The following is a 24,590-nucleotide window of genomic DNA, read 5'->3' as shown; positions in this document are numbered from 1 at the left end:
ATAGACCCTAGGCTTGAACCGGTCACCCCTACCGTCCGTCACGTCCTCCAACCAAGCACGGGTTTGCTTCGTATGCGGGTCCTCGTCACCGGCGCCTCCGGGTTCGTCGGTTCCCACACCGTCCGCGCGCTGCTCGCGGCCGGGCATCACCCGCGCGCGCTGGTCCGCGATCCGGACCGGGCGGGCAGCACGCTCAGGGCGATAGGAGTGCAGGTCAGCGACGTTGAGATGGCCACCGGCGACATGCTGGACGGGGCCGCCGTGACCGCCGCGCTGCGCGGCTGCGACGCGGTCGTCCACGCCGCCGCCGCGATCGGCGTGACCGGTCCGCCCGGGGCGCGGCCCGAGGCGAACGCGGCCGGTGCCCGAAACGTGGTGGGCGGCGCGGTCGCGCAGCGTATTCGGGCGGTGTACGTCTCAACGGTGGGCGTGTTCGTCCCGCCGGCCGCGCCGATCGTCACCGCTGACGCGCCGCTCGCGCGCCCCCGCACCGCCTACGGCCGGTCCAAGCTGGCCGCCGAGCGGTACGTGCGCGGCCTCCAGGACGCGGGCGCCCCGGTCGCGATCGTCTACCCGGGCGGCGTGTGCGGACCCGGCCAGCCCGTCCTCGGCGCGATGATGGAGGGCCTGGCCGCCGGGCTCGGGAAGGTCTGGCCGCTGCCGGGCGGCGGCGTGCCGATCCTGGACGTCCGCGACCTCGGCGAGGCGCTCGCCCGCGCCGCCACGGCGGGGCTTGGCGCGCACCGGTGGGTGCTCGGCGGGCACTACCTGACCTGGCCGGAGCTCGCCGACCTGTGCGACGCGGCGACCGGCGTGCGGAGCCGGCGGGTCCGCGTCCCGAGCGGGCCCCTGCTGGGGCTCGGCACGGCGCTGGACGCCGCCGCGCGCGTGCGGCCGCACGGTTACCCGCTGACCCGCGACGCCGCCGAGTACATGGTCACGCTCGTCCCGACCGACGACCGGCCGATCCTGGACGCGCTCGGCCTCACGCTCCGCCCCGCCAAGGAGACGATCGCCGACAGCGTGCGGTGGCTGGCCGACAGCGGCCACCTGAACCCGCGCCGGGCCGGACGGCTCGCCGCGGGCCGGACGCGGCCGACGCTCGTCCAGCGGACGCTCGGCCCGCCCGTCCAGCGCGTCGCGGGCTCGGCGTGGTTCGCCAAGGCCGGGCCGCGCGTCGTCCCGCCCCTGGACCGCGCGCTCCACCGCCTCACCGGCGGGCGCCTGCTGCTGAGCCAGGCGCTCCTCCCGAGCCTCGTGCTGACCACGACCGGCGCCGTCAGCGGCCTCCGGCGCCGCACCCCGCTCGCCTGCCTGCCCGACCGGGACGGCACGTGGCTGGTCGTCGGATCCAACTTCGGACGCGAGAAGCACCCCGCCTGGACGGGGAACCTGCTGAAGCACCCCGAGGCCGAGGTCGTCTTCCGGGGCCGCGCCGTCCCGGTCACGGCGCGGCTCCTGGACGCCGCCGAGCGCGCCGAGGTCTGGCCGCGCCTGCTCGACGTCTGGCCGGTCTACGACCGCTACGCCGAACGCGCGCGCCGCGAGCTGAGGGTCTTCCGCCTCACCCCCGCGTGAGGCGGGGCGCCCGCGCCGGAGCGACTCCGGCGCGGGCGTCCCGCATGCCCCCGCAGTTGGTCCCCCGGTCAGACGGCGACCGGGGTGGTGGCCGGTTCGAGCGCCAGGTCCAGCACCTCGCGGACGTCGCTGACGGCGAACACCGTCAGGTTCTCCAGCACCTCGGCCGGCACGTCCTCCAGGTCCGGCTCGTTGCGCTTGGGCACGATCGCGGTCGTGATCCCGAGCCGGGAGGCCGCCAGCAGCTTCTGCTTCAGCCCGCCGATCGGCAGCACCCGCCCGGTCAGCGACACCTCGCCGGTCATCGCCACGTCCGAGCGGACGGGCCGGCCCGACAGCAGCGACGCCAGCGCCGCGGTCATCGTGATACCCGCGCTCGGGCCGTCCTTCGGGATCGCGCCGGCGGGCACGTGGACGTGCACGCCGCGGTCCTTCAGGTCCCCGACCGGCAGCTCCAGCTCCGCGCCGCGCGAGCGCAGGTAGCTGAGCGCGATCCGGGCCGACTCCTTCATGACGTCGCCGAGCTGGCCGGTGAGCGTCACGCCGGTGTCGCCGGTCTCCCGGTCGGCCAGCGACGCCTCGATGTACAGGACGTCGCCGCCCGCGCCGGTGACCGCGAGGCCCGTCGCGACGCCCGGCACGCCCGTCCGGCGCTCGGACCTGCTCAGCTCGACCTCCGGGGTGAACCGGGGCCGGCCAAGGTAGTCCTTCAGGTCGGCCGCGCCGATCGAGACCGGCAGCTCCGCCTTCTCCAGCGCCACGTTCGCGGCGACCTTGCGCAGCACCCGCGCGATCGAGCGGTCCAGCGACCGCACGCCCGCCTCGCGGGTGTACTCGGCCGCCAGCAGCCGCAGCGCGTCGTCGCCGAACGCGACCTCGGACGCCTCAAGCCCCGCCTTGTCGAGCTGGCGCGGCAGCAGGTGGTCGCGGGCGATCGTCACCTTCTCGTCCTCGGTGTAGCCGTCGAGCTGGACCAGCTCCATCCGGTCCAGCAGCGGCCCGGGGATCGCCTCGACCACGTTCGCGGTGGCGAGGAACAGCACGTCGCTGAGGTCGAGCTCGACCTCCAGGTAGTGGTCGCGGAACGTGTGGTTCTGCTCGGGGTCCAGGACCTCCAGCAGCGCCGCGGTCGGGTCGCCCCGGTAGTCCGCGCCGACCTTGTCGACCTCGTCCAGCAGGACGACCGGGTTCATCGAGCCCGCCTCGCGGATGGCCCGGACGATCCGTCCCGGCAGGGCGCCGACGTAGGTGCGCCGGTGACCGCGGATCTCCGCCTCGTCCCGGACGCCGCCCAGCGCGACCCGCACGAACTCGCGCCCCATCGCCCGCGCGACCGACTCGCCCAGCGAGGTCTTGCCGACCCCGGGAGGACCGGTCAGCGCGAGCACCGCGCCGCTCCGGCGCCCCCCGACGACGCCGAGCCCGCGGTCGGCCCGCCGCTTGCGGACGGCCAGGTACTCGACGATGCGCTCCTTGACGTCGTCCAGGCCCGCGTGGTCGGCGTCCAGGATCTCCCGGGCGCCCGCGATGTCGTAGGCGTCCTCGGTCCGCTCGTTCCACGGGATGTCGAGGACGGTGTCGAGCCACGTGCGGATCCAGCCGCCCTCGGGCGAGGCGTCCGAGGAGCGCTCCAGCTTGTCGACCTCCTTGAGCGCGGCCTCGCGCACCTTCTCGGGGAGGTCGGCGGCCTCGATCCGGGCCCGGTAGTCGTCCTCCTCGTCGGCCGGGTCGCCGTTCAGCTCGGCCAGCTCCTTGCGGATGGCCTCCTGCTGCTGGCGCAGCAGGAACTCCCGCTGCGTCTTCTCCATGCCCTCCTGGACGTCCTTGCGGATCGTCTCCGCCACGTCCAGCTCCGCGAGGTGGTCGCGCGCCCAGCCGATGACCAGCGTCAGCCGCTCGACCACGTCGGGCGTCTCCAGCACCTCGACCTTCTGCTCGGCCGACAGGTAGGGCGCGTACCCGGCGTTGTCCGCCAGCGCGGACGGGTCGTCGATCTGCTGTACGACGTCCACGACCTGCCAGGCGCCGCGCTTCTGGAGGATCGCGCTGACCAGGCCCTTGTACTCCTTGGCCAGCTCCTCGGCGCGGCCGCCGGCGGGCGGCGTCTCGATCACGGTGCCCTCGACCCACAGCGCGGCCCCGGGCCCGGTCGTCCCGGTCCCGATCCGCACCCGCGAGACGCCCCGGACGACCGCGCCCGGCTCGCCGCCGGGCAGCCGCCCCTCCTGCTCGATCACGCCCAGCGTGCCGACGCCGGCGTACTGCCCGTTCAGCCGCGGCACCAGCAGCACCCGCGGCTTGCCCGCCGACCTGGTCCCCGGCCCCTTGGCCTGGGCCACGGCGCGCGCCGCCTCGATGGCCGCCCGCACCTCGCCGCTCTCGGACAGGTCCAGGGGCACCACCATGCCCGGCAGAACGGCCCCGTCGTCCAGGGGCAGCACCGGCAGCGTCAGGGTCTCGCTCATGCTCAGCTCCAAGTCCGTGTCTGAGGACCCAACAGCAAGTTGAGTCATACACACTCAAGAAAACGGAGCAGCAGTTTGTTTCCTCAACAACGTTCGCTCTCAGCGATCACGTGATCGACCCCCGCGGCGGCGGCTCGTACGCGGCTCATAGGGCGAGGGCTATGCCAAGGTGCGAGTGATGGCGGTATCGACCTGGATGTCACAATCTCGTCCTCGCTGGACGTGACCCCCGGTATCCGGCGCGACACCCCGCGGCCTCCCCCGCGTTGAAGCCCGCGTTGGAGCAGGTGGGCGGCGACCGGCCGCCGGACGCTCGCGTCCAGCGGTCCCAGAGATCCGGCACCGCGCGAACCCGCGCCACGGTTCCGGTGCCGCGTCCCCCGCCCCCGCTCCCCCCTGGAGGTGCGCCGTGTTCCTGCGGCCACGCGTCCTGACCATCGCGGCCGCCCTGGTGGCCGCCGCGTCCACCCTGCCGGGCCCCGCCGCGCGGGCGACCGCGCCCCGCCCGCCGAGCGCCGCCGAGGCGGCGCCCGCCCGCGCCGCCGCGCCCCGCGTGAGCGTCGCCGGAGAGGAGAAGTCCAGTAGCGCCGTGCTGCGGTACGCGTCCGCCGGACGAGCCGGGCGCGTCATCATCCGCGAACCCGGCTCGGCCTACGTCAAGGTGCACTTCGCGTCGTTGCGGCTGCTGCCCGGCGACCGCGTGACCGTCGCCGACCCGGCGGGACGCGAGGTCCACACCTACCACGGCGATCCGACCGCCCGGCGGACCGCCGGCGACTCCGGCTTCACCGTCCACGCCAAGCCGGGCTTCGCCGCGATGTCCGTGGACGGCGACACCGCCGTGGTCACGCTGCACGCGGCGGCCCGGCCCGACGCCGCCGCCCTGGACCGGCAAGGGTTCGGCGCCCGCATCGACAGCTACTACCGGGGCTTCGACCAGGACGAGTGGGCGGCGGCCAACCCCGGCACGTTCAGCGTGTGCGGGCCGGACGCCCGGCGCGACGTGAGCTGCTACCAGACCAGCCACCCCACCGAGTACGCCCGCGCGGGCGCGGTGGCCCGCCAGCTGCTCAACGGCCTCGGGTACTGCACGTCCTGGCGGGTCGGCAACACCAACCGGATGCTGACCAACCAGCACTGCATGGAGAGCGCCGCCGACCTGAAGGCCAGCGAGTTCCAGTTCGACTACCAGTGCGCCACCTGCGGCGGCAACAACCCCCGGCCCGGCACCAAGGTGAGCGGCGCGGAGCTGATCAAGATGAGCCCGCTCCGCGACCTGGACTACGCGCTGTTCTCGGTGAACGACTTCGCCTCGATCCAGAAGTTCGGCACCCTCTACCTGGACGCGCGGGAGCCCGTCGCGCAGGAGCGCATCTACATCCCCGGCCACGGCGACACCCTCCCCAAGCGCCTCTCGCTCTACGAGGACGGCGACGGCGGCGGCTACTGCAAGATCGACACCGTGCAGTCCGGCGTGAACACCGGCTACCGGTGCGACACCTCCGGCGGCAACTCCGGTTCGCCGGTGCTGGCCGCCTCCTCGCACAAGGTGATCGCGCTGCACCACCTCGGCGGCTGCCCCAACTGGGGGACGCGGATCAGCCGCGTCTACGCCGAGATCTCCGGCCTCATCGACAACCGCTCGCTCGCGGGGAACACCGCCCGGACGCCCTGAGTTCCGAGGCGAACGGCAATGGGTCGGCAAAGTCCGCCGCGGATCTTGAATCTTTGCGCCCCGTCCGGTTTACGCGCGCATGACCCGGGGGTACCTAACGCAACGAGATCGTGACACACAGTGAACGACAGGCTCTTCGGGTGGCAAAGCGCCAGGTCCCGAAAGCCGCCAGAGGCGAAGGAGGGGCGGAATGAGGATCACCGCGTGTGTTCACCGCGGACCGGTCCCCGCCGGTGCGTCCGAGGGCGTTCGCCGACCGTCCCACCGCGGCGGACGGCTGCACACCTCGGGTTCTCGGCCGCACCGCCCGGACCACCCCGCCGCCCCGGGTCCCGGCGCCGCCCGCCCCCGCGGCACCGGGGTTCCCACGGCCGGGCCGGCGGCGCCCGTCGGCGGCGCCGCCCGCCCGGCCCTCACGCGACCGGACGCCCTGCCGCGACCGGGCGCCCTCATGCGACCGGCCGCCCAGACGCGACCGGATGCCCATGCTCGATCGGACGCCGACGCGGCGTCCGCCCACCGGACGGGACCCGTCACGCCCCCGTCCGACCCGGTTCAGACCGGCCCGACCCAGGAAGGGGGGTGAGGCTCGACCCCAACCGACGCCGGCGCCAAGGCCGGTGAACAACGGCGGCTGGAACTTCCGTCCGACCCCCGTCCTGGCCGCCACCACGCAGTTAGGGATCACTGCGGGACCTTGGGCCCGCGAAGGCACACGCCTTCGCGGGCCCGAGTCCTTTTCCGCCCCGGCCCGGGCGGGTTCAGCGCGCGGCGTCCACCAGCTTCTTCCGCCAGGTCTGGCCGCGGATCGTGTCGCCGAAGCGGCGGGACGGGGGCTCCTCGTCCTCCAACGCGAAGCCCGCCCTCGCGTAGAGGCGGTGCGCGGGGCGCTGGAGCGCCGTCGTCCACAGCATGATCTCGGCGTACCCGGCCTCGGCGGCGAAGCGCGCGCAGGCGTCCACCAGGGCGGCGCCGACCCCGCTCCCCCGGGCCTCCGGCTCGACGTGCAGGAGCCGCAGCTGCGCCACGTCGTCGTCGCGGCGGACGCAGAACACGCACCCCACCGGGACGCCGCCGCTCTCGGCGATCCAGGCCCGCTCCCGCTCCGGGTCGCGGTTCTCGACGTACGCGGCGACGACACCGGCGACCAGCGCCTCGTAGGTGTGGTCCCAGCCGCATTCGTCGGCGTAGAGGGCGCCGTTGCGCTGCACCACCCAGCCGAAGTCGCCGGGACCCGGGTCGCGCAGGACGAACCCGTCCGGCCGCGGGTCCTCGCCGAGGATGCCGTGGATGGAGCGCATCGCCGCCAGGAGGCGCCCCCGGGAGGCGCCGGGCAGGCGGTCCAGCAGCTCGCGGATCTCCGCGGCGGACCGCTCGTCCAGCATCGCGTAGGCGTCCCGGCCGCGCGGGGTGAGCCGGACGACCTGGCGCCGCGCGTCCCGCTCGGACCGCTCCCGGACGACGAGGCCGTCGGTCTCGAAGCGGGCGAGCATCCGACTGAGGTAGCCCGCGTCCAGGTCGAGCGCGCGGCGCAGCGCGAGGACCTCGGTGTCGTGCCGCTGCGCCAGCTCGAAGAGCACCCGGGCCTCGGTCAGCGAGTAGGGCGTGCGCACCAGCCCCTCGCCGAGCACACCGATCACGCCGGTGTAGAACCGGTTGAACGAGCGGACCGTCGCCACGTCCGCGGAAGTCGCACCCACATCCGCCTCCAACGTTTGACTCCGTCAAACATTAGGGCATGGGACGTCGTTGATCCACTGGAATCGGGCCTCAGGCGGCGGCGCCGGTCAGCTCCCGCGCGTCCCGGACGATCCTGCGCTCCACGAAGAACGTCATCAGCGGGACGATGCCGCCCAGCACGATCATCCCCATCCGGCCGAGCGGCCAGCCGGTGCGCCGCCACAGGTCGTAGGCGGCCAGCAGGTACACCACGTAGAGCGCGCCGTGCACCGGCGCGACGATCCCCGCCATGGCCGGCTCGTCCGTCGGGCCGTACTTCAGCACCATGCCGACCACCAGCAGCACCAGCAGGGTCCCGACCACCAGGGCCAGGATGCGGTACCTGGTCACCGCGCCTTCCACAGATCACACCTTTCCGGAGCCGCGCGAACGCGGGCTGTCGTCAGCGGTGGGGACGTCCGCCGCCGTCCCCGGCCCGAGCGGGCCGCCCCTCAGTCCCGGCGGTGCGACTCGGCGTTCAGCCGAGCGAGGTAGCGGTTGTAGGCGGCGAGGGCGGGGTCCTCTTCCTCCTGGCGGCGGATGATCTCCCGGGTGACCGCCGCCTCGGCGGGCTCCTCGATCACCCGCGGGGCCTGCGGCTCCACGCCGTCGCGCTCGTCCCTGATCATCTTGACCCACATGACGATCACGAAGATCGCGAAGATCGGCCATTCGAACGTGTAGGCCCAGCTGCGGTCGTTGCCGCCCTGCGCGCGGTCGTACTGCCACCAGCCGAAGCCGAGGAACGACGCGCACAGGACGATCGCCAGCGCGTGCAGCCCGAGCCAGCCGGGAGTGAGGAACCGTCGCACGTCAACGAGCGTACCCCCGCCCCTCCGCGGCCCGTACCGGGGTGCCGGTGTAGACGGCGCGGGGGCGCAGCGGGCTCGACCCCTCGTACTCCTCCAGCGCGTGGGCCAGCCATCCGGCGATGCGCGCGACGGCGAAGATCGCCTCGCCGGAGCCCGGCCGCAGCCCCGCGACCGCGCCGAGCACGGCGAGCGCGAAGTCGACGTTGGGCGGGGGCAGCCTGCGGCGCCGCGCAGCGGCGAGGACGGCCTCGGCGGCGGCGAGGCGCTCGTGGCCGGGCGCCGCGTCCCGGATGAGGTCGAGCAGGAACGGGCAGCGGCCGTCGGCGGCGTAGACCGAGTGGCCGAAACCGGGAACGCGCTCCCCCGCGCGGAGCCGCTCACCGACGGCGCCGGCCGCCCCGTCCGGGTCCGCGACCTCGGCGAGCAGCCGCTCCGCGCCATAGGACGCGCCGCCGTGCAGCGGCCCGCTCGCGACGCCGAGCCCGGCGACGACGACGGCGTAGGGATCGGCGCGCACGGACGCTGCCACCCGCGCCGCCACCGTGGACGCCGCCAGCTCATGGTCGGCGAGCAAAATCATCGCCGCCTCGAACACCCGCAGCAGCCTGGCGTCCGGCGCCCCCGAACACAACCGCGCCCACAACCGCCCCGCAATCGACCCCTCAGCCCCCGCGGACGGCCCAGCGCCCGCGCCGAGTTCAGTGCTCGCAGGCCGTCCAGCGCCCGCGAGCAGGTCGGAGCCCGCGGACGGATCAGAGCCCGCGGGCGGGCCAGAACCCGCGGACAGGTCAGACCCTGCGGGCGGTTCGAAGCTCGCGGGCGGTTCGAAGCTCGCGGGCGGTTCGGGGCTTGCGGGTGGGAGGGCCGCGATCAGGCCGGCGGTGAGGGTGCGGGCGGTCGCGATGACGGCGTCGGAGTCGAGGAGGTGGCGTTGCGGGTCGGTGGCGGCGAGCGCGGCGGCGATCAGGGGGAGGCGGTCGAGCGGGAGCATCGCGGCGGGGAGCCCGGACTGGGCGGCGACGGCCGCAGCGACGCCCTCCCCGTCGGCGCGCCAGAGCTCGCCGCCCGGCTCGGGGGGTTCCTCGCCCGTCCAGAGCCAGGCCGCGACCTGCTCGAACGTCCGGCTCGCGGCCAGGTCCAGGACGTCGCGGCCCCGGTAGTAGGGGCGGTCCGCGCCGAGCGCCGTGATCCGCGACTCGATCGCCAGTTCGCCCGGTCCCGGTGGGCGGCGCGGTCTGCCGCGCCGGGCCAGCTCCTCCACCTGGGCGGCGTCGAACAGGCTGCGCCTGCCGTCCTCGGCGTGCCGGCGGCGCAGGACGCCCCGGCTCACGTAGGCGTAGAGCGTGGCGGGTTTCACACCGAGGCGTTCGGCGGCGCTCGCGGCGTCGATCCAGCCGTCCACCAGCCCGTCTCCTCCGTCGACATTGATTTTAGTCAATATTGATACATGTGGATCGCGGTGTCAATCTGTGGGCATGCCACAGATCCACTTCCTCGACGTCACCAACCGCGACGGCGTCCAGACGGCCCGGACCGGGCTGTCCAAGTTCGGCAAGACGATGGTCAACTTCTACCTGGGACGGCTGGGGGTGGCGCAGAGCGAGATCGGCTTCCCGTTCCTGTTCCACGAGGTGCCCTACGTCCGGGCGCAGATCGCGCTGGCGGAGGCGGGCGCGTTCGGGGACCTGCGGCTGTCCGGATGGTGCCGGGGCGTCGCGCAGGACGTGGAGAAGGCGCTCCAGGTGCGGGCCGGGCAGACCGGGCTCGCGCACTACAACCTGTCCATCTCGACGTCCGACTACATGATCGCGAACAAGTTCCGGGGACGGCTCGACCGGGAGGCGATCGTCCGCGAGATGGTCGCGGCGGTGCGGGCGGCCAAGGCGGGCGGCGCCGCGACGGTCGGGGTGAACGCCGAGGACGGCTCGCGCACCGGCGACGGCTTCCTCACCGAGTTCGCGCTGGCGGCGAAGGAGGCGGGCGCCGACCGCGTCCGCTACTGCGACACGATCGGCGGCGACACCCCGGACCGCATCCGGGAGCGCTTCGCGACGCTCGCGGCGGCGGTGGGGATGCCCGTCGAGACGCACTGCCACAACGACCTCGGCATGGCCGTCGCCAACTCCGTGTCCGGCGCGCTGGGCGGCCTGGAGGCGGGCCAGGACGTGTGGATCAACACGTGCGTGAACGGCATCGGCGAGCGGTCGGGCAACGCGGACCTGCTGTCGTCGATCCTCGCGTTCCGGCACGGGTTCGGGCTGGAGGGGCGCGGCGCCGACGTCGGCGACCCGATCGACCTGTCGTGGGCCCGCCGGTTCGCGCTGTGGGCGAGCTACGCGTTCGGCCAGCCCCTCCCCTACAACCAGGTCGGCGTCGGACGGAACGCGTTCGCGCACGAGTCCGGCATCCACGCCGACGGCGCGCTGAAGGACCACGGCAACTACGAGCTGTACGACGAGCAGACCCTCGGCCCGTTCCCGGACGACCGGCACGCGCGGCGCGGCCGGGTCGTCCTCACCGGCGAGTACGGCGGCAAGGCCGGGTTCCGGCACGTGATGGACGGTCTCGGCGTCGAGCCGGTGGACGAGGACCTGGCGTTCGCGCTCGTCCAGCTGTGCAACGCGCAGACGGGGCGCCCGCTCACCGACGACGAGCTGCGGCTGATCGGCGGCTACCCGCGTGAGCTGGCGCTGCTCTTCCCTGGGCAGCTCCCCCAGGGCTGAGCGGCGAGCGACCCGGCGCGCGGCGGCCGGGCGCCCGGGCGCCCCCGGCGTGCAACTGCAGGCAGGCCACCGGTGTTGGCAGGAAGACGACAACGTGGCCCCCGAAAGGCGACGTGTCGGCGGAAATGACAGATCCGCGTGGAAGGCTGTCCGCTGGGAAGGAGCCCACCACCATGACCGGAACACTCGCGTTCGGCACGGCCGACACCGTGCTCGGCCGCCTGCTCGTGGGCGAGACCGAGACCGGGATCGTCTCGCTGCACTTCCGCGACACCCCCGCCGCCCGCGAGCGCGTGGCGCGGGCGGCGGGCCTGCCCGTCGTGGACGCCCCGGACCGGCTCGCGCCCGCCCTGTCGGCGCTGTCGGACTACTTCGCGGGCGACCTGAAGAGCTTCGACCTGCCGATCGACTGGCGGCTGACGTCCGACGTCCAGCGGCAGGTGCTCACCACCCTGTACGAGACCGTCCCCTACGGCCGCACGCTCACCTACGGCGAGCTGGGCGACCGCAGCGGGACGGGCGTCCACGCGCAGGTCATCGGCCAGGTGATGGGCTCCAACCCCATTCCGCTGGTCGTCCCGTGCCACCGCGTGGTCGCCGCCACCGGGATCGGCGGCTACAGCGGCGGCTCGGGCGTCGAGGTCAAGCGCTGGCTGCTCACCCTCGAAGGGTCGCTGCCCGCCACCCTGGACTGGGACATCACCCGCGCCCCCTGACCCCTGGGGCCCTGCGCGGGCCCTGGGGCGGGGCTCAGGACGGCAGGGTCCGCTCGATGGCGGCGACGACCTCGGCGGCCTCGGGCTCGGTCTGCGGCGCGAACCGGGCGGCGACGGAGCCGTCCGGGCCGATGAGGAACTTCTCGAAGTTCCAGCGGATGTCGCCGGTGTGGCCCTCGGCGTCGGGCGTGCCGACCAGCCCCTGGTAGAGGGGATGCCGCTGCTCGCCGTTGACGTCGACCTTCTCCGTGAGGGGGAAGGTGACCCCGTAGGTCGCCGAGCAGAACTCGGCGATCTCGTCGGGGGTACCGGGCTCCTGGCCCATGAACTGGTTGCAGGGGACGCCGAGGACGGTGAAGCCCCGCTCGGCGAAGCGCTCCTGGAGCCGCTCCAGCCCCGCGTACTGGGGGGTGAGGCCGCACTTGGAGGCGACGTTGACGACGAGCACGGACGTGCCCCGGTATCGCGCGAGATCCGCGGACCCGCCCTGGAGGCCGCCGATTTCCACATCGTAGACAGACATGCGACCGATCCTAGGAGACCGGTCCGACATGCCCGCGGGACGACGCCCGCGAGTCGATCGCCGGCAACGGCGCGGCCGACACCCGGCGACACCCGGCGACACCCGGCGACACCCGGCGACGCTGCCGGCACCGGCGACACCGCCGGACCTGACGGCGACGCCGGCATCTCCTAGGCGGCCGTCGACGCCCCCACCGGGCGCCGGACCGCGTGACCGCCGGCCGCCGGACCTGGCGGCCGCCGCTACCTGCCGCCGTCGCCCAGGTTGTTCACGAACGAGGAGAGCTGGTCGCCGGCCGTCCCGAGCTGGCTGAACGCGTTGTTCACCACCCCTGCCGCGTCCTGCGGGGAACTCAGCAGGTAGAAGATGACGAAGGCGATCGCCACATAGCGGAGGTTCTTCTTCAGCATCCGTAACGCCGTCCCTCTAAGTAGCGCAGCGACACAATGACCCGATGCGATTGTGCCCAACCGCGTCTGCCCGCAAAGGGGGATTTTACTGTGACGGCGGCGACAGTGCTTGCTGCCGGAGATGTAGAAGAACCCCGCGCCCGTCGAGGGCACGGGGTCCGCGGAGGCCGTCCTAGCTGCTCGGGATCGCGCTCATGAACCGCGAGACCGACTCGGCAGCGTTCCCGAGGCCGCCCAGACTGCCGTTGACCAGGCGTGCCGCGCCTTCGGGCCGGCTGATGACGTACCACGCCAAGAAGGCGATGCTCACCAGCTTCACGTACTTCTTGTTCACTCGAACCACCCTCTGCGGTCAGATGCCTACAGAGAGTGTTTCCCAGCGACGGCCGGATGGAGATCAACGGCACGCAAAGACAGGTCCATGTCCCCTCGGCGCCACATCCCGCGGGGCCCGGCGGACCGGGGCGTCAGGGGGTGCGGGGCTCGGCGAGGTAGTCGATGTAGAAGGGGCGGAGGGCGTCGGCCAGCTCGCCCTCGCCCGCGTGGGTGAACTCCTCCAGCAGCGACAGCCCGTGCAGGAGGTCGAACTCGGCGCGCCCGACCTCCCCGGTGGCCGCGGCGGCGGCCGGGATCGCGCGCAGCAGATCCCACAGGAAACCGACGTCACGGCGTTCACGGGCCAGCTTCGTGGCCCGCTCGTACAGCTCCTTGGTGGGCAGCTCGTCCAGATCCTCGCCGTTCGGCGTCACCTCTGTCATGCCCCGAGCCTAACCGGGCACCACCGCGATCCGTCCCCACCCGTCCCGGCCGCCCCTACTTGGTGATGACGCTCTCGGGGATCTTCCGGTCCGACTTCAGCGCGTCGAAGAGCGTGGCCGCCTTCGCCCTGTCCCAGGTGATGTAGTCGCCGGCCGCCGTCGTGTGGCCGACGCCCCCGATCGGGACCGTGGTCGTCACGCCGTTCCCGCCGCTGACGCCCTTCATCGCCCACATCATCCGGACGAGGTCGTAGAGGTGGTCGCCGTCGTCCACGAGGAAGTTCTTGGTCGCGTTGGTCGCGAGCGGCCAGCCGCGGAAGGGGTTGAGCAGCGTCCCGGGGCCGGTGGCCTTCTTCATCAGCGCGCCGAAGAACTGCCGCTGGTGCTCGACGCGCTCCAGGTCGGCGCGGGCGAACTTGCGGGTCCGCACGTAGCCGAGGGCCTGGCCGCCGTTCAGCGTCTGGCAGCCGGGGCTGAGCTTCAGGCCCGCCTTCGGGTCGTCCAGCCTCTCCTTGACGCAGATGTCCACGCCGCCGACGGCGTCCACCACGCCGACGAAGCCGCCGAAGCCGATCTCGGCGTAGTGGTCGATGTGGACGCCCGTGGCCCGCTCCACCGTCTGGACGAGCAGCTTCGGCCCGCCGAACCCGAAGGCGGCGTTCAGCTTGTTCGACCCGTGCCCCGGGATCGGGACGTAGGAGTCGCGGGGCAGGCTGATCAGGGACGTGCCGCCCGAGCCGTAGTGCAGCAGCATCATCGAGTCGGTGCGGCGGCCCGCCGCGAAGCCGGTGCGCAGCCGCCGCTGGTCGGCCTTGGACATGCCCTCGCGGCTGTCGGACCCGACGACCAGCCAGTTGGTGCCGGGGGTGTCGGCGACCCGGCCGGCGTAGTCGGTGAGGACGGACTCGCGCTTGAGCCGCGAGTCCAGGTAGAAGTACGCGCCGACGAGCAGCAGCAGCGGGACGAGGACCAGCGCGCCGAGCACGTACGGCCAGCGCCTCCGGCGGCGCCGCCGGTATCCGGCGGGGGGCTCGTCCCCGAAGCCGATCCGGCCCCCGGCGAGCTGGTCTCCGGCGTACGGGTCCGCGTAGGGGTCGGGCTCGTAGGCGTGCGGATGGTCCGCGGGTGCGGACTCGTGCCTGCTGCGTGCCACGCGGTCGCCCTCCTTGCGGGTCCAGCCCTCCGGCCAGCCGTCGGTCATGCCGTAGACCCTAGACAACTCGGGCGGCGGGCGCGTCCATCCGGCGCAGGATTGTCCACAACTCCAGATAGCCACTCTTTGCGACACGAAAGGGGGACAACCTCCTCCTCTCGTCGCACACTTCCTTTGCCGGGTGGTACCTGAGGGCGAGGGGCGGAACCGGATGGGCGTACGTGCGGAGAAACGTCGCAAAAGAGCTGGTAAGAAGCGTGGCAGGAGAGGCGGGAGTGACGAAAGGGCACCGGAGTTGCCCGAGCTCGCCACCCACTACTGGTACACCAGGACCGGCGAGCTGGCCGAGACCGGGATGCGCGTCATGGCCCGGCGGCTACCGTCGGTGATCGGCCAGGCGGCGCGGCTGGCGTGGCGTGCGAGCCGCGCCGACACGGTGGTGACGATCTCCCTGAACCTCCTCGCGGGCGTGTTCACCGCGTTCGGGCTGCTGGCGACGACCGGCGTGCTCACGGCGCTGTTCAGCGGGGGCCCGACGCCGGGCCGGGTCCGCGACGCGCTGCCCTCGCTGGTGCTGGTCGCGGGCGCGGCGGCGCTGCGGGCGGGGTTGCAGGCGGGCGCGGGCTGGGCGCAGGCGCGGCTGGAGCCGCAGGTGGAGCGGCTGGTCGAGCTGCGGCTGTACGAGGCGACGACGAGGGTGGCGCTCACCGCGCTCGACGACCCCGACTTCCTGGACGAGCTGAAGCGCGCGGAGACCCGGGGCCTCCAGGCCGCGCCGCGGGTCGTCCAGCACGCGGTGGACGTGCTGACCGGCGCCGTCGGGCTGGTCGCGGCGGCGGGGACGCTCGGCGTCCTGCACCCGCTGCTGCTGCCGCTGCTCCTGCTGACGGCGCTGCCCGAGGGATGGGCGTCGGTCCGCAGCGCGCGGATGCGCTACGTCACGCTGCTCAGGCTGGTGGAGGTGGGACGCCGCAAGTGGATCCTGTCGGACCTGATGACCGAGCGGCGGCACGCGGCCGAGGTCCGCTCGTTCACGATGCGGCGGTTCCTGCTGGAGGAGTACGACCGGTTCGCCGCCTACCAGCGCGGCGTCGAGCTGGACCTGGCGCGGCGCCAGACCGTCGCCAAGGTCGCCGGAGACGTGCTCCAGGGCCTCGCGACCGGCGCCGTCTACGTCGCGCTGGGGTTCATGCTGTGGAAGGGCGCGGTGCCGCTGGCGGTCGCGGGAACGGCCGTCCTCGCGATCAGGACGGGCCAGACGTCGCTGGCCAACCTGGTGTTCGCCGTCAACCAGTGCTACGAGCAGGGCCTGTACTTCGGCGACTACCTGACGTTCTGCGACACCGCCGAGGCGAAGATCCCGGGCCGCGCGCTGCCGTCCGCCGTCGAGAAGGAGGAGGAGACGCTCCCGGACGACTTCGACTGCATCCGGGTCGAGAACGTCACCTTCACCTATCCGGGCGCGGACAAGCCGTCCCTGCGGGGGATATCGCTGGAGCTGCGCAAGGGCGAGGTCGTGGCGCTGGTCGGCGAGAACGGCTCCGGGAAGTCCACGCTCTCCCGCGTCATGGCGGGCCTGTACGACCCCGACGGCGGCGAGATCCTCTGGGACGGCGTGCCGCTGTCGCGGGTCTCCCCCGAACAGGTGTGGAACCGCGTCGCCGTGATCGCGCAGGAGTACACGCACTGGCCGATGACGGCGCGCGAGAACATCGCGATGGAACGCGACGACGGGACGCGGGAGCCCGCCGTCCTCGCGGCCGCGCGCGCCTCGGGCGCCGACGAGGTCGTGGCCGAGCTGGCGCGCGGCTACGACACGCTGCTGGACCGCCGCTTCCAGGGCGGCGCCGACCTGTCGGGCGGCCAGTGGCAGCGGCTCGCGGTCGCGCGCGGCTTCTACCGGGACGCGCCGCTGCTGATCTGCGACGAGCCCACCGCCGCCCTGGACGCGCGGGCCGAGCACCTGCTGTTCGAGCGCATCCGCGCCCACACCGACGGGCGGACCGTCCTGCTGATCACGCACCGGCTGGCGAGCGTCCGGCACGCCGACCGGATCCACGTCCTGGAGCAGGGCCGGGTGATCGAGGAGGGCGACCACGACACGCTGATGGCGCACGGCGGCCTCTATGCCGAGCTGTACAACCTCCAGGCCGCCGCCTACGGCGCCGCGTACCAGTGAGGGAGCGGTACCGCGTGGGCGAACGCGAGGAGTACGCAGACGTCGGCGAGGACCGGAGCGTTGTAGAGGAGCGGGCGCGGCCCTGCCTGGTCGGGTCTGCTGTGGTAGCCGCCGTGCGGCTGCTGCTGTTCGGCGAGGTAGGAGAGCGCCCGGTGCAGTGCGCCGGTGCGCTGGGGCATGGAGGTGAGGGCGATCACGGCATAGGCGGTGCTGATCGGATCACTGGGATCGCCGGGGTCGTGTCCCCACCCGCCGTCCGTGCCCTGTGTCTCGGTGAGGTGTCCGGCGGTGCGCCGCCGGTGGCCCGCGGCCGCCGTTCGCAGCGAGGCCGGTGCGTGGGTCGTCAGGGTGTCGCAGGCCAGCGCGGTCCGGAAGGCCGCGTTGGTGGCGGTCCGGCTCCAGCTGCGTTCGCCGCCCGCGCCTCGTTCGGCGCGGTCCACGATGAAGGCCACCCCGCGCTCGACGGTTCGCCGGTGGGCGGGGTCGGCGGCGAGGGCGTTGACGGCGGCCGCGGTCATGGTGACCTCGGAGGGGCCGCCGTGGACGAAGGTCGGAAATCCGCCGTCGGGGTTGCGTTGCCGGAGGAGGAAGCGTTCCGCCCCGCGGATGGCCGCCGCGTGCCGCAGTGGCGCGGCGGCGCGCAGGAACTCGATGGTGTAGGACGTGTCGTCGACGTCGCTCTGGCCGACGTCGACGGTGTAACCGAGGCCGCCGTCGGGATGCTGCTGGGCGGCCAGAGCGTCGGCCATGAATGCGGTCAGGGCGCCGTCGGGGCTGGTGCGCTTCAGGGCGTTGCCGGCGATCGCCGTGGCGAAGACGTCCATACCGGTGATGAACGGCAGGCCGCCGTCGGGCCGCAGTTCGGCGGTGATGCGGCCCAGCGTTTCCCGGACGGACGGCCGGTGGGAGCGGTGGTGGCGCAACGCGAGCAGGCCCAGCAGGCGGGCGAGATGGTTGCCCTCCCATACCGGTCCGGGCCGGACGGCCGGGGCCAGACGCGCCCAGTCCTGGTCCGTGACGGCGGCCGGCGCGCCGGCGCCGTGGGCCGCCATGACCTTGAGGGCGCACATCTCAAGTCGCAGCCAGCTCTGCTGCCGGTCGGCGTCGAACGCGGCGAAACCGGACGTCGGGAAGTCGGCCCCGCCGAGTTCGGCCAGCAGGGTCTGGAACATCAACTGCTTGCGGGCGGCGCTGAAGTGCTCGAACGAGGACAGCACCGCGTCTAGGACAACACCGTCTGCTCCAGACCCGTCCTCGGCGAGGACGAGCCGGGCGAAGGCGCACTGCAACGCGTCGGGAGGGTCTGCGACGATCCGCTCTCGGAGGTGGCGGCGCAGCCGGTTCGCGGCCCCGGGGGCGACGGACTCCGATTCCAGCAGGTGCAGCAGGAGAGCCGATTCCAGGACGCGGCTTTCGCATGGGGCGGCCACCAGTCCGTCGGGGCCCACCAGCGCGGCGACCCGCTGGGCCAGACGGTCACGGCAGCGCCGGAGGGCCGATGCGAAAGGAGCGGCGGCCGCGGCCGGCCCCGCGTCGCGCAGTGATCCGCCGCCTTGTGAAGCCGCCGATTGCAAATCCGGTAACAGCCGGCGCAATGTCTCCAGACCCGCCGGGACGAATGGTTGCGGCGGGTCGGACACGACATTTGCGAGGGGCAGCAATCGATACTGCTCCATTTCGTCGGCTGCCGCTCGTATCGGGCCGTCGAGAAGGGCGAGGTGGACCGCGAGGTGGCAGGGGCCCACCGGGGAGTCATGGCGGACCCGCAGGACTTCGCGCACCGCCGGTCGCAGCCCGGTCTCCTCGGCGAGCTCGCGCATCGCCGCCTGCCGGTAGTCCTCTCCCGCTCTGACCCCGCCGCCGACCAGCACGTCGTGGTAGCCGGGGAAGACGGCGGCGTGCGACGGCCTCCGGTAGACGAGGACGCGGCCGTCACCGGTGTGCACAATGGTCGCCGCGACCCGGTAGTACAGACCCTCCGCAGCGGCCTTGCCGCGTGGACCGCTGCGGACGAATCGGTCGTCGGAGTCGACATAGTCGATAATTTCGGCGGCGGCCCCCGAGGCGGCGGAGCGGACAGGTTCCATAATGTCAACTCCGCTCTGCGCTCACTGAACACGCAAACCGCCCGCATTATAATTCCGCCGTTCGAATCGAACTACCCGACCGGCGGCTAGATGTAGGGGCCGAAGCCTCCCGCGTCGTCGCGGGACGGGGCGTCCGGCAGGTCCTCGGGCCGCAGCAGCCGCACCTCGGCGGCGTCGACCTCGCCGGGGGCCGCGTCGTGCGCGGCGGTGATGCGGCCCGCCTGCCGCGACACGGCCGCCTCCAGCAGGTTGCGGACGACCCGCGCGTTGCCGAACGAGGCCCCGCGCGGCAGCGCGGCGACGAGCCGGCGCAGCGCGTCCAGCAGGCCGGGGGCCAGCTCGAAGCCCTTCTCCGCCGCCATCGACTCGAAGATCGTGACGAGCTCGTCGGCGGAGTAGTCGGGGAAGCGCAGCACCTTCGGGAAGCGGGAGTCCAGCCCCGGGTTGAACTTCAGGAACCGCTCCATCTCCGCGTCGTAGCCCGCGACGATGACGACCAGGTCGTTGCGGTGCTCCTCCATCAGCCGCAGCAGCTCGGCGACCGCCTCGTGGCCGAAGTCGCGGCCGTCGCCGCCCGCCGAGGACAGCGCGTACGCCTCGTCCACGAACAGGACGCCGCCGAGCGCGCGCTCGACCGCGCCGCGCACCCGGGGCGCGGTCTGCCCGATGTAGTCGGCGACGAGGTCGGCGCGGGTGACCTCGACGAGGTGGCCCGAGGACAGCAGCCCGAGCTGCGCGTACACGGCGGCGATCAGCCGCGCGATCGTCGTCTTGGCGGTGCCGGGGTTGCCCATGAACACCATGTGCCGGGCTGGGGAGGCGATCGGGACGCCCGCGTCCCGCCGGATCTGCTCGGCGCGCGCCTCGGCGACCAGCGAGGCCACCTCCGCCTTGATCGCGTCCAGGCCGATGAGGCGGCCGATGTCGGCGAGCGGATCGCCCGACCCCTCCTCGCGGCCCCGGGCGAGCGTGTCGGGCACGTCCTCCAGCAGGATCTCGTCCAGCGACTCGTTCTCGTCGACGACGCCGTCGGCCAGGACGCGGCGCCCCTGCATCGCGACGGCCCGGTCCAGCAGGTTGATCATGATGCGGGCGTTGCCGAAGCCGCGGTCGCGCGGCGCCGCCTGGGCGAGCGCGCGGACCTTGTCCAGCACGCCGGGGGCCAGCGCGAACCCGGCGTCGGCGGCCTTGGCGGCGAACACCTCGACCAGCTCGTCCTCGGCCAGGTCGGGGAAGCGGATCGTGCGGGGGAAGAACGCGGCGAGGTCGGGCGTGGACTTCAGCAGCCCGTTCAGCTCCGCCTCCGGCCCGGTCAGCACGACGACCAGGTCGTCGGCGTGCGCCTGGACGGCGGTCCCGAGCACGTCCAGCACCTCCCGGCCGCGCGAGGCCTCGGCGGCCGACGGCGCGAACACGTGCGCGTCCCGGACGACGAGGACGCCGCCGAGCGCCTGCTCCACCGCCCGCCGGACGCGCAGCACGCTCTCGCTGGAGTACTCGCCGAGCAGCTCGGCGCGGTCGACCTCGACCATGTGGCCCGAGGAGAGGGCCCCGATGTCGGCGTAGATCCGCCCGAGGATGCGCGCGACCAGGCTCTTGCCGGTGCCGGGGTTGCCGGTGAACACCAGGTGCCGGGGCCGCGCGGCGACCGCCATCCCCGCCTCGCGGCGCAGGCTCGCCGCCTTCGCCTCGGCGACCAGCGCGTCGACCTCCCGCTTGACCGGCTCGATGCCGGCGCAGGCGGCCAGCTCGGCGAGCGGGTCGCGGTCGGAGCGGCGGCCGTGCACGATCCGCTGCGGCAGGTCCGCGCCGGTGATCTCCAGCTCGTCGGCGGGGGTGCGGGCCCGCGCGGCGGCGACGCACTGCCCGGCCATGTGCTCCACGAGCCGCGCGCCGCGCAGGTTGAGCAGCGGCGGCGTGCGGGTGAGCAGCACCCCGGCGGTCGCGGCGACCCCGTCCGCGACGCGCGCGCCGCGCCGGGCGGCGGCGCGGGTGAACAGCTCGGCGTAGTCGTCCTCGGCGAAGTCGCGGGTGCGGGCGACCTCGAACGCCCGGACCAGCGCCGGATTGGCGTCGATCAGCCGCCGGTCGCCGCCCGGCCGGCACAGCGCGACGACGTCCAGCGCCGGCGAGCGCGCGAGCAGCCGCCGCAGCTCCTCCACCGCCGCCGGGCCGCACCGCTCGTAGGTGACGAGCCGCTCCAGGTCGTCGACGACCAGCAGCATCCGCGCCTCGACGCAGTCGCGGACGCGGGCCTGGAGCCACAGCACGGCGTCGCTCACGCCGAGCGAGGCGAACACCTGGTCGGAGACCCACAGCGCCTCGCGCAGCACGCCGCGCTCGGCGAGGACGCGCTCCAGCACCTCGGCGGCGGTGCCTTTGCCGGTCCCCTCGGGCCCGGCGACCAGCAGCCGGACCGGCCGCTCCCCCGCGAGCCGCGCCGCCAGCGCGTCCTGGACGGCGCGGGTCAGCTCCGGCTGCCCGACGATCGCCTCGGCGACGGCCTCGTCGCGCGCGGAGCGCCCGTCGTCGGCGGCCCGGCCGGGACGCTCGTCCGCGACCCGCTCGGGGAACAGCGCCGAGCCCAGCGGGTTGAACACGCGCCGCGCCGTGAACAGCCGGCGCAGGTCGGCCTGGAACGGCCGGACCGGCACGCGGCAGCGCGGGCTGATCGCCGCGTCCGGCAGGCCCTGCACGGCGCCGGTGATCCGCACCGCCATGTCGAGCCAGGCCCGCGCGGCGTCGGCCTCGCCCGCGACCAGCGCGCGGGCCAGCCAGGCGCGCACGTCCTGCTGCCACGCCTCGGCCGCGAAGCCCTCGCGCGCCGCCTGGAACCGCTCCTCCAGGTTCTCGTAGCGGGTCGTCCCGAGCGCCACCGCCAGCTCCGCCGGGACGACCCGCGCCTCCGCCGCGAGCAGCAGCAGGGCCAGCGCGACGTCCGGGTCGTCGCCGTCGGAGACGGCCCCGGCGAGCCGCTCGTGCGCCGCGTCCAGGCCCTCGCACGCCCAGCCGAGGTAGGCGAGCGGCCCGGCCATCTCGGGCAGCACGGCGAGCTCGTCGTCGCGGAGGCCCGCCGTCCACACCTCCTCCAGCGCCTTCTGCGGGACGGTCATGTCCTGCTCGCGCAGCACCGGGTCGGACGCCCGCCGGTCGAACAGGTCCATCAGCGTCCGGCGCCGCCGCTCCAGCGGCTCCAGCCCGTCGAAGACGTCCAGGCCCGCGCGCGCCAGCTCGAACATGACGGCGCGGCGCTCCCGGTCGTCGCCGGCGGGCTCGGGGAGCCACAGCCCCGGCGGCCGCCAGCGGCCGCCCTGGGTGAACCACGCCAGCGGGTCCCGGACGGCCGGCTCCGGCGTCGCGAGGAACGCCGACAGCAGCTCGTAGTCCACGTCGCCGCGCGTCCCGCCCCGCACCGCCGACGCCCCCAGCAGGAACGTCAGCAGCGACCACTGCTCGGCGCCCGCCGCGCTCGTGTCCTTGCCGTAGAAGTCGCTGAGCTGCCTGGTCAGCACGATCGCGCGCGGGTCGGCGTTGTAGGCGACCGCGCGCTCGCGCATCTCCTCGTACAGGCCGTCGGGGACGCGCCACGGCCCGAACGCGTACACGTCCAGGACGGGCTCGTCCGTGAGCAGCACTTCGAGATGGTCCGGCAGCCGGGGGGCACTCACCAGAGGGGTCCTTCTCCTACGCAGCGGGTCGGGGGTGACGTACGTCTGGCATGCACCCTACGACCCGGCTCGATCACGCACATCCCGTCGCGCCACTAGAGCGGGCGCGCGTTGGGGCGTTTGGGCACGCGGCCGTCGCCGGAGGAGCGGCCGGTGGCGCGGCGCCCGATCCAGGGGAGCAGGTACGCGCGGGCCCAGTAGAGGTCCGCGCGGCGCGAGGTGAGCCAGTTCGCGGGGTCCAGCGGCGGCCACGGCTCGCGCCAGTCGCCCTCGACCGGGACGCCGATGACCTCCGCGACGCGCAGGGCCATGCGGCGGTGCCCCTCGGGCGACAGGTGCAGCCGGTCCTCGAACCAGGCGCGCCGGTCGTTGAACACGCGCAGCGACCACAGGTCGACGACGTCGCAGCCGCGGCGGTCGGCGATCGCGCGCAGGTGCATGTTGAAGGTCGCGGCCCGGCCGCGGATGCGCGTCGCGGTGTTCAGCCCGCGCGGGTCGAAGCCGGTGAAGACCACCACGCGGGCGCCGGTGCCGCGCAGCCGCCGGACGGCGTCGTCGAAGACCACGGCGAGCGCGTCCGGGTCGGCGCCGGGACGCAGCATGTCGTTGCCGCCGGCGCAGAACGTCACCAGGTCGGGCTCCAGCTCGACGGCCCGCGGCACCTGGTCCTCGACGACCTGCCGGACGAGCTTGCCGCGGACGGCGAGGTTGGCGTAGTGCAGGCCGGGGTCGCGGGCGTCGAGGTGCTCGGCGAGCCGGTCGGCCCAGCCGCGGAAGCGGTCCGGCTCACCCGGATAGGGGTCGTTCAGGCCCTCGGTGAAGCTGTCGCCGAGGGCCACGTACGTCCGGATCCGCCCCATCTCTTCCATCGCCGTCCCCCGTGCCCGTTCGTTCTCGATCACGTGGGCAATGATGCATGGTGCACGCAACCTACGCGACCGTAGACCGCCCTGATGTGGGCGAGACGACACGCCCCGGCCGGAGGGTGGCGGCCGGCGTGCGCGCGGGGAGGGTCAGGTCCAGCTCGGGGAGGTCGTCCCCGGCGCGGCGGTGGCGTGCACCGACATCGCGTGCTGGACGAGCGTGATCAGCACCTGCTTGGTCGACTCGCGGTTGCGCGCGTCGCACTGGACGATCGGCACGTGCCCGCTGATCGACAGGGCGTCGCGGATGTCCTCGACCGCGTACTGGAACTCGCCGTGGAACCCGTTCACGCCCACGACGAACGGCAGCCCGAGCTCCTCGAAGTAGTCGACGGCGGCGAAGCAGTCCTCCAGCCGGCGGGTGTCGACCAGCACGACCGCGCCGATCGCGCCGCGGACCAGGTCGTCCCACATGAACCAGAAGCGGTGCTGGCCGGGCGTGCCGAACAGGTACAGGATCAGCTCGCGGTCGAGCGAGACGCGGCCGAAGTCCATCGCGACCGTGGTCGTCGTCTTGTCGGGGACGGCCGACAGGTCGTCCACGTCGGCGCTGGCGGCGGTCATCACCGCCTCGGTGGTGAGCGGCATGATCTCCGAGACCGACCCGACGAAGGTGGTCTTGCCGACGCCGAACCCGCCGCCGACGACGATCTTCACAGAGGTCAGCTCGGCCTCTGCGCCGTGCGGCCCCGGGGGTGGAACCTGATCAGAGCTTCCGAAGGCCACTGAGCACCCTTTCTAGCAAACGGAGGTCCGGCTGGCCGCCGGTCGTGGTGGGACGCGACTGGTGCAGGCGCAGCAGTCCCTCGACGGCCATGTCGGCGACGAGCACCCGCGCGACGCCGAGCGGGATGCGGAGCATCGCGGACACCTCCGCCACCGATCGGGCCGACCGGCACAGGTCCATGATCGCCCGGTACTCCGGGGTCAGCACGGCCACGTCCCGCGGCGGGTAGGGCGCCGCGGTGACCAGGGCCTCGATGGCCAGGTCGTACCGCGGCTTCGTGCGTCCCCCGGTGACGGCGTACGGGCGCACCAGCGAGCTGGCGTCCTCCTCCTCACGTGCGGGCGGCCGGCCCCCCGGCCCCGGCATCCGCCCCTGGTCCCCCGGCCAGCGCCCCGGGCCGCCCGGACCTCCCGGACCGCCTCCGTAGGAACTGCCTCGATCCATCTCGCCCGACCTCCGTCAGAGTCAGTCCGG

General features: G+C 73.7%; 20 protein-coding genes. 5 read left to right on the top strand and 15 right to left on the bottom strand.

Annotated elements, in window-relative coordinates:
* Nucleotides 1-72 precede the first annotated feature (72 nt).
* Entirely contained in the window at nucleotides 73-1,578 is a 1,506-nt protein-coding gene (locus K2F47_RS22310) for a nitroreductase family deazaflavin-dependent oxidoreductase (RefSeq protein WP_242906771.1), read from the top strand.
* A 68-nt stretch (nucleotides 1,579-1,646) separates the two neighbouring features.
* On the opposite strand, the gene lon is transcribed toward K2F47_RS22310, so the two are convergent.
* Entirely contained in the window at nucleotides 1,647-4,043 is a 2,397-nt protein-coding gene (gene lon / locus K2F47_RS22305; RefSeq protein WP_242906769.1) for an endopeptidase La, read from the bottom strand.
* A gap of 409 nt (nucleotides 4,044-4,452) precedes the next feature.
* On the opposite strand from lon, the gene K2F47_RS22300 reads away from it, so the two are divergent.
* Nucleotides 4,453-5,718: a trypsin-like serine peptidase gene (locus tag K2F47_RS22300; RefSeq protein ID WP_242906767.1), complete on the top strand. Its 1,266-nt coding sequence runs from the start codon at nucleotides 4,453-4,455 to the stop codon at nucleotides 5,716-5,718.
* A 761-nt stretch (nucleotides 5,719-6,479) separates the two neighbouring features.
* Here the strand turns inward: K2F47_RS22300 and K2F47_RS22295 are convergent.
* The 4 genes from K2F47_RS22295 to K2F47_RS22280 form a co-directional block, all read right to left on the bottom strand.
* Complete coding sequence (locus tag K2F47_RS22295) at nucleotides 6,480-7,418, bottom strand: bifunctional helix-turn-helix transcriptional regulator/GNAT family N-acetyltransferase (RefSeq protein ID WP_242906765.1); 939 nt, start codon at nucleotides 7,416-7,418, stop codon at nucleotides 6,480-6,482.
* Nucleotides 7,419-7,488: 70 nt separating this feature from the next.
* Complete coding sequence (locus K2F47_RS22290; protein WP_242906764.1) at nucleotides 7,489-7,800, bottom strand: DUF3817 domain-containing protein; 312 nt, start codon at nucleotides 7,798-7,800, stop codon at nucleotides 7,489-7,491.
* An 89-nt stretch (nucleotides 7,801-7,889) separates the two neighbouring features.
* On the bottom strand, nucleotides 7,890-8,249 hold the full coding sequence (locus K2F47_RS22285; RefSeq protein ID WP_242906762.1) for a hypothetical protein: 360 nt from the start codon (nucleotides 8,247-8,249) through the stop codon (nucleotides 7,890-7,892).
* Nucleotide 8,250: 1 nt separating this feature from the next.
* A complete protein-coding gene (locus K2F47_RS22280; protein WP_242906760.1) occupies nucleotides 8,251-9,651 on the bottom strand; it encodes a citrate/2-methylcitrate synthase in 1,401 nt (466 codons plus the stop codon).
* 73 nt (nucleotides 9,652-9,724) lie between these two features.
* Between K2F47_RS22280 and K2F47_RS22275 the strand changes: the two genes are divergently transcribed.
* Nucleotides 9,725-10,972 (top strand): hydroxymethylglutaryl-CoA lyase-like TIM-barrel protein, encoded by a 1,248-nt coding sequence (locus K2F47_RS22275; RefSeq protein ID WP_242906759.1) that lies wholly within the window; start codon nucleotides 9,725-9,727, stop codon nucleotides 10,970-10,972.
* A 173-nt stretch (nucleotides 10,973-11,145) separates the two neighbouring features.
* On the top strand, nucleotides 11,146-11,688 hold the full coding sequence (locus K2F47_RS22270; RefSeq protein ID WP_242906758.1) for a methylated-DNA--[protein]-cysteine S-methyltransferase: 543 nt from the start codon (nucleotides 11,146-11,148) through the stop codon (nucleotides 11,686-11,688).
* 34 nt (nucleotides 11,689-11,722) lie between these two features.
* Here K2F47_RS22270 and K2F47_RS22265 read toward each other — a convergent pair whose 3' ends face one another.
* The 5 genes from K2F47_RS22265 to K2F47_RS22245 all read right to left on the bottom strand — a co-directional run bounded on the left by K2F47_RS22265 (nucleotide 11,723) and on the right by K2F47_RS22245 (nucleotide 14,580).
* Nucleotides 11,723-12,211 carry a glutathione peroxidase gene (locus K2F47_RS22265; RefSeq protein ID WP_242906757.1) on the bottom strand — a complete coding sequence of 163 codons (489 nt, stop codon included), beginning with the start codon at nucleotides 12,209-12,211 and terminating at the stop codon, nucleotides 11,723-11,725.
* A gap of 242 nt (nucleotides 12,212-12,453) precedes the next feature.
* Nucleotides 12,454-12,621: a hypothetical protein gene (locus tag K2F47_RS22260; RefSeq protein WP_242906756.1), complete on the bottom strand. Its 168-nt coding sequence runs from the start codon at nucleotides 12,619-12,621 to the stop codon at nucleotides 12,454-12,456.
* 172 nt (nucleotides 12,622-12,793) lie between these two features.
* The gene (locus K2F47_RS22255; protein WP_242906755.1) at nucleotides 12,794-12,955 is read right to left on the bottom strand and encodes a hypothetical protein; all 162 of its coding nucleotides are present in this window, start codon (nucleotides 12,953-12,955) and stop codon (nucleotides 12,794-12,796) included.
* A 133-nt stretch (nucleotides 12,956-13,088) separates the two neighbouring features.
* A complete protein-coding gene (locus K2F47_RS22250; protein WP_242906754.1) occupies nucleotides 13,089-13,379 on the bottom strand; it encodes a hypothetical protein in 291 nt (96 codons plus the stop codon).
* Between the two features lie 55 nt (nucleotides 13,380-13,434).
* Entirely contained in the window at nucleotides 13,435-14,580 is a 1,146-nt protein-coding gene (locus tag K2F47_RS22245; protein ID WP_242906753.1) for an LCP family protein, read from the bottom strand.
* A gap of 247 nt (nucleotides 14,581-14,827) precedes the next feature.
* Between K2F47_RS22245 and K2F47_RS22240 the strand changes: the two genes are divergently transcribed.
* Nucleotides 14,828-16,711, top strand: a complete 1,884-nt coding sequence (locus K2F47_RS22240) for an ABC transporter ATP-binding protein (protein ID WP_242906752.1) — start codon at nucleotides 14,828-14,830, stop codon at nucleotides 16,709-16,711.
* On the opposite strand, the gene K2F47_RS22235 is transcribed toward K2F47_RS22240, so the two are convergent.
* The 5 genes from K2F47_RS22235 to K2F47_RS22215 form a co-directional block, all read right to left on the bottom strand.
* Nucleotides 16,690-18,798: a drimenyl diphosphate synthase gene (locus K2F47_RS22235; protein ID WP_242906751.1), complete on the bottom strand. Its 2,109-nt coding sequence runs from the start codon at nucleotides 18,796-18,798 to the stop codon at nucleotides 16,690-16,692. The genes K2F47_RS22240 and K2F47_RS22235 overlap by 22 nt on opposite strands.
* A gap of 86 nt (nucleotides 18,799-18,884) precedes the next feature.
* A complete protein-coding gene (locus tag K2F47_RS41455) occupies nucleotides 18,885-22,466 on the bottom strand; it encodes an AAA family ATPase (RefSeq protein ID WP_242906750.1) in 3,582 nt (1,193 codons plus the stop codon).
* Nucleotides 22,467-22,561: 95 nt separating this feature from the next.
* A complete protein-coding gene (locus K2F47_RS22225) occupies nucleotides 22,562-23,326 on the bottom strand; it encodes an SGNH/GDSL hydrolase family protein (RefSeq protein ID WP_372490901.1) in 765 nt (254 codons plus the stop codon).
* Between the two features lie 153 nt (nucleotides 23,327-23,479).
* Nucleotides 23,480-24,055 carry a GTP-binding protein gene (locus K2F47_RS22220; RefSeq protein WP_156215648.1) on the bottom strand — a complete coding sequence of 192 codons (576 nt, stop codon included), beginning with the start codon at nucleotides 24,053-24,055 and terminating at the stop codon, nucleotides 23,480-23,482.
* Nucleotides 24,056-24,095: 40 nt separating this feature from the next.
* Nucleotides 24,096-24,482, bottom strand: a complete 387-nt coding sequence (locus K2F47_RS22215; RefSeq protein ID WP_242906749.1) for a DUF742 domain-containing protein — start codon at nucleotides 24,480-24,482, stop codon at nucleotides 24,096-24,098.
* Between the last annotated feature and the right edge of the window lie 108 nt (nucleotides 24,483-24,590).

Origin of the sequence: Actinomadura terrae, assembly GCF_022751215.1 — a bacterium.
Taxonomy (GTDB): Bacteria; Actinomycetota; Actinomycetes; order Streptosporangiales; family Streptosporangiaceae; genus Spirillospora; species Spirillospora terrae.
Note: the sequence above shows the minus strand (reverse complement) of the source record. Positions and strands in the feature narration are given on the sequence as shown.

Coding starts and splice junctions, on each gene's coding strand:
- K2F47_RS22215 (WP_242906749.1), bottom strand. CDS start 24,482: ATGCCGGGGCCGGGGGGCCGGCCGCCCGCACGTGAGGAGGAGGACGCC.
- K2F47_RS22270 (WP_242906758.1), top strand. CDS start 11,146: ATGACCGGAACACTCGCGTTCGGCACGGCCGACACCGTGCTCGGCCGC.
- K2F47_RS22265 (WP_242906757.1), bottom strand. CDS start 12,211: ATGTCTGTCTACGATGTGGAAATCGGCGGCCTCCAGGGCGGGTCCGCG.
- K2F47_RS22275 (WP_242906759.1), top strand. CDS start 9,725: ATGCCACAGATCCACTTCCTCGACGTCACCAACCGCGACGGCGTCCAG.
- K2F47_RS22260 (WP_242906756.1), bottom strand. CDS start 12,621: ATGCTGAAGAAGAACCTCCGCTATGTGGCGATCGCCTTCGTCATCTTC.
- K2F47_RS22245 (WP_242906753.1), bottom strand. CDS start 14,580: ATGACCGACGGCTGGCCGGAGGGCTGGACCCGCAAGGAGGGCGACCGC.
- K2F47_RS22310 (WP_242906771.1), top strand. CDS start 73: ATGCGGGTCCTCGTCACCGGCGCCTCCGGGTTCGTCGGTTCCCACACC.
- K2F47_RS22235 (WP_242906751.1), bottom strand. CDS start 18,798: ATGGAACCTGTCCGCTCCGCCGCCTCGGGGGCCGCCGCCGAAATTATC.
- K2F47_RS22250 (WP_242906754.1), bottom strand. CDS start 13,379: ATGACAGAGGTGACGCCGAACGGCGAGGATCTGGACGAGCTGCCCACC.
- K2F47_RS22225 (WP_372490901.1), bottom strand. CDS start 23,326: ATGGGGCGGATCCGGACGTACGTGGCCCTCGGCGACAGCTTCACCGAG.
- lon (WP_242906769.1), bottom strand. CDS start 4,043: ATGAGCGAGACCCTGACGCTGCCGGTGCTGCCCCTGGACGACGGGGCC.